General features: G+C 65.8%; 9 protein-coding genes. 4 read left to right on the forward strand and 5 right to left on the reverse strand.

The features are described from left to right. Positions 1 to 1436, reverse strand: a 1436-nt coding sequence (locus I5M_RS22380) for an AMP-binding protein (protein ID WP_022723440.1), incomplete at its 3' end; no start/stop codon positions are given. A 111-nt stretch (positions 1437 to 1547) separates the two neighbouring features. Between I5M_RS22380 and I5M_RS22385 the strand changes: the two genes are divergently transcribed. Next, a complete protein-coding gene (locus tag I5M_RS22385; protein WP_022723441.1) occupies positions 1548 to 2510 on the forward strand; it encodes a nitronate monooxygenase family protein in 963 nt (320 codons plus the stop codon). 74 nt (positions 2511 to 2584) lie between these two features. After that, entirely contained in the window at positions 2585 to 3631 is a 1047-nt protein-coding gene (locus I5M_RS22390) for an alcohol dehydrogenase (protein WP_022723442.1), read from the forward strand. 136 nt (positions 3632 to 3767) lie between these two features. Here I5M_RS22390 and I5M_RS22395 read toward each other — a convergent pair whose 3' ends face one another. Then, positions 3768 to 3995 (reverse strand): hypothetical protein, encoded by a 228-nt coding sequence (locus I5M_RS22395; protein ID WP_022723443.1) that lies wholly within the window; start codon positions 3993 to 3995, stop codon positions 3768 to 3770. A 67-nt stretch (positions 3996 to 4062) separates the two neighbouring features. Next, on the reverse strand, positions 4063 to 4686 hold the full coding sequence (gene mobA / locus I5M_RS22400) for a molybdenum cofactor guanylyltransferase MobA (protein WP_022723444.1): 624 nt from the start codon (positions 4684 to 4686) through the stop codon (positions 4063 to 4065). 110 nt (positions 4687 to 4796) lie between these two features. On the opposite strand from mobA, the gene I5M_RS22405 reads away from it, so the two are divergent. Continuing rightward, complete coding sequence (locus tag I5M_RS22405; RefSeq protein ID WP_022723445.1) at positions 4797 to 5045, forward strand: sulfurtransferase TusA family protein; 249 nt, start codon at positions 4797 to 4799, stop codon at positions 5043 to 5045. A gap of 65 nt (positions 5046 to 5110) precedes the next feature. After that, complete coding sequence (locus I5M_RS22410) at positions 5111 to 5434, forward strand: DUF6496 domain-containing protein (protein ID WP_022723446.1); 324 nt, start codon at positions 5111 to 5113, stop codon at positions 5432 to 5434. A 177-nt stretch (positions 5435 to 5611) separates the two neighbouring features. Here I5M_RS22410 and I5M_RS22415 read toward each other — a convergent pair whose 3' ends face one another. Together I5M_RS22415 and rpsD are read right to left on the reverse strand one after the other, a co-directional pair. Further along, a complete protein-coding gene (locus I5M_RS22415; RefSeq protein WP_022723447.1) occupies positions 5612 to 6679 on the reverse strand; it encodes a low specificity L-threonine aldolase in 1068 nt (355 codons plus the stop codon). Positions 6680 to 7064: 385 nt separating this feature from the next. Beyond that, positions 7065 to 7510: 30S ribosomal protein S4 (gene rpsD / locus I5M_RS22420; protein WP_022723448.1), on the reverse strand; the 446-nt coding region annotated here is incomplete at its 5' end.

Raw genomic sequence — 7510 nt, forward strand, 5'->3', positions numbered from 1 at the left:
CTTTTCCGCCTTCCCAGTTCGATCAGTTCGCGCTCGCTCGGCGCAGCACCTTGCTTGGTCACCACCACGGCGGTGACGGCTTCGCCCCATTTGTCGTCGGGCACGCCGACCACCGCGACCATCGCGACGCCGCTATGCGTCGACAACACGTCCTCGACCTCGCGCGGGAAGATGTTGAAGCCGCCGGACACGATCATGTCCTTCTTGCGGTCGAGGATGTACATGTAGCCGCGGTCGTCGCGCTTGGCGATATCGCCGGTGTGCAGCCAGCCGCTCTTCAGCGTCTCGGCGGTCTGCTCCGGCCGCTTCCAATATTCCTTCATCACGTGCGGCGCACGCACGCAGATCTCGCCGGCTTCGCCGTCGGCGACTTCCTGATCGTTATCGTCGAGGATGCGCGTATCACAGGCCGCGACCGGAAAGCCGCACGAGAGAAACAGCTCGGGCTGCTTCGGATCGTGATCGGCCTTGCGCAGCACCGACACCGGATAGCACTCGGTCTGGCCATAGAGCTGCGAGAACACCGGCCCGATGCGCTCGATGCCTTCGACCAGCCGCGTCGGCGACATCGGCGAGGCGCCGTACAGCACGAGATCGAGCGAGCCGAGATCGGTCTTCGCCAACGCCGGATGATCGAGCAGCATATAGATCATCGTCGGCACGAACAGCGTGAAGTTGATCTTTTCGCGCGCGATGGTCTGTAGCACGGCTTCGGGATCGAAGCCTTTCAGCATGTGGATGGTGCCGCCGCGCATCAGCGCCGGCAGAACCTTGGTGCCGGCGACGTGGCTGATCGGCGCCACGGTGAGATAGCGCGGGTCCATGGGGATTTCGAAATCCGCCAGAATGGCGTTGGCGAAGCCGGCGTTTTCGCGATGCCGCCGCAGCGCGCCTTTGGATTTGCCGGTGGTGCCGCCGGTGTAGTTGAGCACCGCGACGTCGTCGATCTGGGCGAAGTCTTGCGGCGTCGCGCTGCCGGCTTTGTCGAGCGCGACCAGCAGGTCGAGGCCGTAATCGGCCTTCCCAACGGTGAAGACGTGGCGCAACCCGCATGCCTGCGTCGCCAGTTCGCCGCCGCGCTGCAGGAATGCGGCCGCGTCGATCAGCAAAATCTCAGCGCCGGAGTCCTCGATCTGGTCGATCTGATCCTCGCGTGAACCAAGTGGATGCAGCCAGGTGATGGCAAACCGACAAAGCTGCGCGGCGACGCCGGCGCACCAGGTTTCCGCGCGGTTGGCGGTGAGCAGCGCCACGCGCGTGCCCGGCTCTGCACCGAGGCCCATGAACACCTTCTGCATGCTGCCGATCATGTCGATCGCGCCGCGATAGCTCAGCGTGCCACCGGGCCAGCTGAACGCCGTGCGCGTCGGATAGCGCGACAGCGCGCGCAACGTCTGCGTGCCGGCGGTGGGAAATGCGTTGAGGGCGTCGGTCATGGGCTTGCTCCCGAATGTTTGTCATCGGCTTTTGCGCGTGCCAATGTTCGCCACAAGAGTAGCACGCCGGTTTCGCGGCGGAATACCAAAGATGACGAGGGAGGAACGACCTTGCCTGCAGCCGATCGTCTCAGCCGCTTTCGCGGCCGGCTCGAATTGCCGTTGATTGCGGCACCGATGTTTCTGGTGTCGGGCGTCGATCTGGTCAGTGAGGCTTGCACGCACGGCGTGATCGGCTCGTTCCCCACCGTGAATTGCCGCAGTACGGAACAACTCGATGACTGGCTCGGCACCATCAAGCAGCGCACGCAGCAACACATGGACAACACCGGCCGGCAGGCCGCGCCGTGGTGTCCCAATCTCATCGTGCACCGTTCCAACGCGCGGCTCGCCGACGATCTTGCAGTGCTGCTCACGCACAAGCCCGAGCTGGTGATCACCAGCGTCGGCTCGCCGGACCCGGTGATCAAGCCGCTGCAGGATGCCGGAGCGATGGTGCTGGCGGACGTGGCAACTATCCGCCACGCGGAACGCGCAGCGGCGGTGGGCGTCGATGGCCTGGTGCTACTTACGGCCGGCGCCGGCGGGCAGACCGGCTGGCTCAATCCGTTCGCGTTCGTCCGTGCGGTCCGCCAATTCTACGACGGCGTCATCGTGCTTGCCGGCGGCATCAGCGACGGCGTCGCGCTGCGCGCCGCGACCGCGCTCGGTTGCGATCTCGCCTATATGGGCACCAAGTTCATCGCCACGCAGGAGAGCCTCGCCGATCCGCGCTACAAGGACATGGTGGCCGGCTCGTCGGCCGACGACATTTTGCTCACCAAGGCCTTCACCGGCCTGCAGACCAACATGCTGCGGCCCTCGATCGTCGCGGCGGGGCTCGATCCCGACGATCTGCCGGAACGCGGCGCCATCGATATCGGCAAGGATATCGATATCGGCGCGCGCGAGCAGCGGCCGAAGCGCTGGAAAGACATCTGGAGTGCCGGCCATTCGGCCTCGGGTGTCGCCGGCGTCATCACCGTGGCCGAGCTCGTGCAGCAGACAAAAGACGAATTCCGCTCGGCAGCATGAGCGGAGCGCGGGTCGACGACCCGCGAGCACCGTGTCATATTTCGCTGCAACGATAACAAACGGAGAGAAACGCCATGAAGAGCTTTCGCGTCACCGGCTTCGGTCAGCCGCTCACCGAACAGGACCGGCCGACGCCGGAGCTCAGCGGCACGCAGGTGTTGCTGCGCGTGAAGGCCGCTGGCATCTGTCACAGCGATCTGCACATCTGGGAAGGCGGCTACGAACTTGGCCACGGCCGCAAGCGGCTTTCGCTGCAGGACCGCGGCGTCGCGCTGCCGCTGACGATGGGGCACGAGAGCGTCGGCGAGATCGTCGCCGCAGGTCCGGACGCCAAGGATGCCAAGATAGGTGAGACGGTTCTCGTCTATCCGTGGATCGGCTGCGGCCAGTGCGACGTCTGCAAAGCCGGCGACGAGAACATGTGCCTCAAGCCGCGCTTCCTCGGCGTGTATTGCGATGGTGGCTACTCCGACGAACTGATCGTGCCGCATCCGCGCTATCTGCTCAGCCTCGACGGCCTCGATCCCGTCACCGCAGCGCCCTACGCCTGCTCGGGCCTCACTACGTACGCCGCGCTGAAGAAGCTCGATCTCGGCGAGACCATCGTGATCTTCGGTGCCGGCGGCCTCGGCCTGATGGCGCTGACGTTGCTGAAGGCGATGGGCGGCAAGGGCGCCATCATGGTGGATATCGATGCCAAGAAGCGCGAGGCGGCCGAGCAGGCCGGCGCGCTCGCCAGCGTCGATGGCGGTGCTGCGGATGCGCTGGAGCAGATCGTCGCCAAGGCCGGGAGCCCGATCCGCGGCGTGCTCGATCTCGTCGGCAACGCGCAGACGGCGCAGCTCGGCTTCGACTGTCTGACCAAGGGCGGCAAGCTGGTGATCGTCGGCCTGTTCGGCGGCGGCGCGCCGTGGGCGTTGCCGTTCATCCCGATGAAGGCGATCACGATTCAGGGCAGCTATGTCGGCAACCTCCGCGAGACGCAGGAGTTGCTCGATCTCGTCCGCACCAAGAAGATCCCGCCGATCCCGGTAACCCCTGTGCCGCTCAACCAGGCGGACGCGGCGCTGCATGATCTTCAGAAGGGCAAGCTGGTCGGCCGCGCAATCCTGACGCCGTAGGGCTGGTTAGCGGCGGGGCGAAGCACCCGCCCTCGTCATTGCGAGCGAAGCGAAGCAATCCAGCCCGGTGCACGGAGCTGGATTGCTTCGTCGCTTCGCTCCTCGCAATGACGTGGTTAGTTCCGCACGCAAGTGATTAGTTCTGCCCGTTCTGCTGCGCGGCCTTCTTGTCGGCCTTGTTGGCTTCGTGATGGCCGATGACGCAGCCGGCGACGGCGCCGAGCTTGCCGTGGCCCGCCATGTGGCCGGCGACGCCGCCGACGATGGCGCCCTTGATGCAGCCCTTGGCCTCCGCCGAACCGGTGAAGGCCGATGCTGTGAAGGCAGTGGCGAGGATCGCCGCACACAGTGCGATGCGTTTCATGACGCGCTCCTTGAGATGTCGTGTGCCCAAGAAACGCGCAGCGTCAGCCGCGGTTCCGCGCCCGAGGTCACGCGCCGTACGTAGCAGCGATGCGTTCGGCCTCGGCGAGATCGTCCGGCGTATTGGCGTTGAAGAACGGGTCGAACGGCGTCACCGGCCATTCGACGTCCGCGTGTGCAAACCGCGCGACGAAACTCCCGACCTTGCGCGAGCCTTCCGTCGACAGCGATCGGCGCAGCGCGTCGCGCAGACCGATGCGCCATAGCGCAACCACCGGATGGCGTCGTCCGCCCGACGACGCCGTAACGATGTCTGCGTCCGTCTCACGTTGAGCGAGGCGGAGCCGCGCAACGAGGTCAGCCGGCAGGAACGGACAATCCGCCGGCGCGCTCAGCAGGAAGGCGGCGTTCGGCTCACTTCCCGCCGCCCAGTCGAGACCTGCCAACACGCCAGCGAGCGGGCCGGCGAAGCCATCGATCGAATCGGCGATCACCGGGAGGCCGTAGTCAGCGAATCGCTCGGCATCGCCGTTGGCATTGAGCGCCAGCGCGCCGCATTGCGGCTGCAGCCGCTCGATCACCCGCGCCAGCAGGCTGCGGCCGCCGACGCTGTGCAGCGGTTTGTCGCCTCCGCCCATCCGGCGGGCCAGGCCGCCGGCCAGCACGATGGCGGGCAGGGGAGCTTCGGTCATTGCAGGCCTCTGATCATCGTCCGTGATTAGCGCAGCGGCGCAGGCCTCGGCAATAAGGCCAAGCACGCAGAGATTGACCTGTCAGCTCCGCTTCGCCATCGTCCAGCGCCATGAGCATCACCATCCTCGATCTCGCCGGGCTGAAATGTCCGCTGCCGGTGCTGAAGACGCGCAAGGCGCTGCAGGCCGGCCGCGGCGGCGACGTGTTCGAAGTGCGTTGTACCGATCCGATGGCGCTGATCGACATTCCGGTGCTGATCGGCGAGACCGGAGACAGACTGATCAGCACCGAACGCGGCGACATCATCGTGTTTCGCATCGAGAAGGCTGCTATCAGCGCGAGCGGGCCCGCTCGCTGAAAGTTGTGCGCTGGAACCAAACGCCTCCCGGAACAATTGTAGTTCGTCACAACTGGGAGGAGCGTATGGCTCGTAAGTACTCCAAGACAGCCTCGGCCAAGGTCGAGCGCGCGATGAAGAAGCGCAATTCCGGCACGCTGAAAAGCGGCGGCTCCGGCAAGAAAGTGAAGAGCCGCAAGCAGGCGATCGCTATCGGCCTGTCCGAAGCCCGCGCCGAAGGCGCCAAGGTGCCGAAGAAGACGGTCAAGAAGACCGCGAAGAAATCCACCAAGAAAACGGCCAAGAAATCGACGCGCAAGACGACGGCGAAGAAGTCCAGCGCCAAGAAATCGACAGGTCGGAAGACGTCTGGCCGCAAGAGCACCAAGCGGAAGTCGGCGAAGAAGTAGCTGTCCGCGCACCAACCACACTAGAAGCGTCATCCTGAGGTGCAGGCCGTGCCGCGCGTCAGCGCGGCGCGGTCTGCCTCGAAGGATGGGCCGCAGGCACCGTGCCCATCATCCTTCGAGGCTCGCTATGCTCGCACCTCAGGATGACGCACGCGGGTAGCTCGAAGCCAGGGCCTCTTACGCCGCCCGCAAGATCTCACGCACATGCTGCAGCGTCTCGTCGATCATCTCTGCGGAGACGTCGAGATGCGTGCAGGCGCGGACGCGGCCGTCCATAGTGGCGAGCCAGACGCCGCGCCCGCGTAGCTCCGTTACCATCTGGGCGCCGGTGACGCCGGCGCCTTCCGTCCGGAAGAACACCAGGTTGGTCTGTGGCTCCTGCACCTCGACGCCGTCGATCTGCATCAGCCCGGCGGCGAGTGCGCGGGCATGGGCGTGATCGTCGGCGAGGCGGTCGATGTGGTGATCGAGCGCGTGGATGCAGGCGGCGGCGATCATGCCGGATTGCCGCATCGAGCCGCCCAGCCGCTGCTTCCAGCGCCACACCGCGTCGATGAAATCGCGCGACCCAGCTAGTACCGCACCGACGGGCGCGCCGAGACCTTTGCTGAAGTCGATCCACGCCGAATCCCAGCCCGCCGTCATCGTGGCCGCGTCAATGCCGGTGGCGACAACGGCGTTCATCAGCCTTGCGCCGTCGATATGCGTGACGAGGCCTGCGGCTTTCGCCGTCTCGGCGATCGCGTCGAGCGTCGCCTGCGGCCAGATCGTGCCGCCGCCGATATTGGCGGTCTGCTCGACGCTGACCATCGCCTGGTGCGGCTCGTAGCGCGTGGTCGGATGCAACGCGGCGCGGAAAGCCTCGATCGAGAACTGGCCATCGTCGCCGTCGAGCGGCGTAATCTGCAGTCCGCCGAGCGCCGCGTGGGCGCCGCCCTCGCGCGACAGGATATGCGCGGTGCGATGCGCCACGATCTCGTCGCCGGGCCGGCAGGTCGCCAGCGTCGCGGTGACGTTGCACATCGTGCCCGACGGCAGAAACACTGCGGCCTGTTTGCCGAGCAACTCGGCGACGCGCTCTTGCAGCAGATTGGTTGTCGGATCGTCGCCGGTCTGCTCGTCGCCGACCTCGGCCCGCGCCATCGCCTCGCGCATCGCCGGCGTCGGCCGCGTCTGCGTGTCCGAGAGTAAGTTGATCCGCACCGGCGGAGCGCCGGGCAGCGGCGGGGGAGGGGTGAAGGCCATGCGCGAGGCTAACACGAGCTCCGCAAAGTCGAAGGTAATGGCGAGGACACGATCCGGTCAGGAGTGCGTGATCGATAAGTTTATTCCTGCTGGAACGGCAGCCGCGGATGCAGCCTAACCTCGCCCCGCGCGCGGGGAGAGGTCGGATCGCATCGTCAGATGCGATCCGGGTGAGGGGGTATCTCCGCGGCCGAGAGTCAGTGCCCGCGTCGCCCCTCACCCCATCCCTCTCCCCGCAAGAGCGGGGCGAGGGAGCGCGCCTCGATGCGCAGCTACGAACGACTGTGACAGCGGCGCCCACAAACAAAAAGGCCCCGGCGAACCGGGGCCTCGATGCATCGGACTGAGCAGCAATCAGTACGAAGAAACCAGCGTCGCGCAGAACTCAGCGCGAATAGAATTCGACGATCAGATGCGGCTCCATCTGCACGGCGAACGGCACGTCGGCCAGCGCCGGGATGCGGCCGAACTTGGCGGTCATCTTGTTGTGGTCGACTTCGATGTAGTCGGGCACGTCGCGCTCCGGAAGCTGGCTGGCTTCGAGCACGATGGCGAGCTGCTTCGAGGCTTCCTTGACCTCGATGACGTCGCCGACCTTCACCTGATAGCTGGCGATGTTGACGCGCTTGCCGTTGACGCGGATGTGGCCGTGATTGATGAACTGGCGCGCCGCGAAAATGGTCGAGACGAACTTGGCGCGGTACACGACGGCGTCGAGGCGGCGCTCGAGCAGGCCGATCAGGTTCTCGCCCGAGTCGCCCTTCAGACGGGTCGCCTCGACATAGATGGCGTGGAACTGGCGCTCGGAGATGTTGGCGTAATAACCCTTCA

It is taken from the genome of Rhodopseudomonas sp. B29 (genome assembly GCF_000333455.1).
Classification (GTDB): Bacteria; Pseudomonadota; Alphaproteobacteria; order Rhizobiales; family Xanthobacteraceae; genus Rhodopseudomonas.

Bases quoted from the DNA above. Each gene is read 5' to 3' on its own strand.
- I5M_RS22390 (WP_022723442.1), top strand. From the start codon at position 2,585: ATGAAGAGCTTTCGCGTCACCGGCTTCGGTCAGCCGCTCACCGAACAG.
- I5M_RS22395 (WP_022723443.1), bottom strand. From the start codon at position 3,995: ATGAAACGCATCGCACTGTGTGCGGCGATCCTCGCCACTGCCTTCACA.
- I5M_RS22415 (WP_022723447.1), bottom strand. From the start codon at position 6,679: ATGGCCTTCACCCCTCCCCCGCCGCTGCCCGGCGCTCCGCCGGTGCGG.
- mobA (WP_022723444.1), bottom strand. From the start codon at position 4,686: ATGACCGAAGCTCCCCTGCCCGCCATCGTGCTGGCCGGCGGCCTGGCC.
- I5M_RS22405 (WP_022723445.1), top strand. From the start codon at position 4,797: ATGAGCATCACCATCCTCGATCTCGCCGGGCTGAAATGTCCGCTGCCG.
- I5M_RS22410 (WP_022723446.1), top strand. From the start codon at position 5,111: ATGGCTCGTAAGTACTCCAAGACAGCCTCGGCCAAGGTCGAGCGCGCG.